The following is a 1,271-nucleotide window of genomic DNA, read 5'->3' on the forward strand; positions in this document are numbered from 1 at the left end:
GGGTGGTTTAGCTGCTTTCTGCGGAGAGTTGGTTAGTTATGGGTTCAGCTCGGGTGAAGTTTACTGATGAGTATAAGAAGCACGCGGTAGAATTGGTGAACAATGATGGAGCAACGATTGCCGGTGTTGCTGAGGATCTCGGTATAGGGTCGACGACTCTTGGTAACTGGGTGAAGAAATGGAGGCAGAGTTTGCCTGAACCGGATGAAGACGAGCCGTTGAACGAAAGTGAGCGGCGGGAATTGATTCGTTTACGCGCAGAGGCTAAGGATAAAGACAAGCGGCTTTCCCATCAGGAGATGGAATTGCGGTTCGCAAAAAAAGTCGCAGCCTGGCTGGCGAAGGACGAACAGTGATTTACACTGCCATTGCCGGCTGGGCTGACGAAGGCGAATTTTCCATCCGTTTCATGTGCGAATACTTGGGGGTCTCGAAATCCGGGTACTACCGGTGGTTCAGCGGCGAAGAGTCCGACCATGACCGGTGGGACCGGCAGTTGACGGTGATGATCAGTGACTACTTCACTCGGCAGAAAGGCCGGGTGGGGGCTCGTGCGGTGCAGGCCTGGCTGGCCCGCTCTGAAGTGGCCACCAGCGTCAAGCGGGTCTGGCGGCTGATGCGTCAGGCGGGACTGGTATGTTGCCACCCACGCCCACGCAGACAGACCACGATCGCCGACCCCGATGCACCGAAGGTGGCGGATCTGATCGGGCGGGACTTCACCGCCGGGGCACCGGATCAACGGTGGGTTGGAGATATCACCTATATCCGGGTCGGCACCGGCTGGGTGTACCTGGCCACGGTCATTGATTTGTTCTCCCGGAAGGTCGTGGGCTACTCGGTGGCTGATCATATGCGTGAATCTTTGGTCGAGGCCGCGTTATCGAACGCCCTGAAAACCCGGCGGCCTGCTGCGGGTGTTATCTTCCATTCCGACCGTGGATCTGTATACACCTCCAACGATTTCGCTAAATTCTGCAGGAAGAATAACGTGACCCGGTCTATGGGCAGAACCGGGTCTTGCTACGATAATGCTGCGGCGGAATCGTTTTTTGCCACGATCAAGAAGGAACTGATTTATCGTAAACCCTGGACGCGGCTGAATGAGGTACGCAAAGAGGTTTTCGAATACGTCGAGATCTACTACAATAGAAAACGCCTTCATTCGACTCTCGACTATGTGACACCGAATGAATACGAAATAGCATATAAAAACAATGGGAAAATCGCAGCCTAAATACACCGGTGTCCCACAAACTGGAAACGGTTCA

2 protein-coding genes are annotated in these 1,271 nt (G+C 54.4%); both read left to right on the forward strand.

Going from position 1 to position 1,271, the window contains the following annotated elements:
- Positions 1-53 precede the first annotated feature (53 nt).
- A complete protein-coding gene (locus tag H535_RS29740; RefSeq protein WP_211236666.1) occupies positions 54-356 on the forward strand; it encodes a transposase in 303 nt (100 codons plus the stop codon).
- Positions 353-1,237: an IS3 family transposase gene (locus H535_RS28770; RefSeq protein WP_026821183.1), complete on the forward strand. Its 885-nt coding sequence runs from the start codon at positions 353-355 to the stop codon at positions 1,235-1,237. Before H535_RS29740 ends, H535_RS28770 begins: the two co-directional genes overlap by 4 nt.
- Positions 1,238-1,271: the final 34 nt, after the last annotated feature.

Origin of the sequence: Arthrobacter castelli DSM 16402, assembly GCF_000430705.1 — a bacterium.
In the GTDB taxonomy this organism is placed as follows: Bacteria; Actinomycetota; Actinomycetes; order Actinomycetales; family Micrococcaceae; genus Arthrobacter_C; species Arthrobacter_C castelli.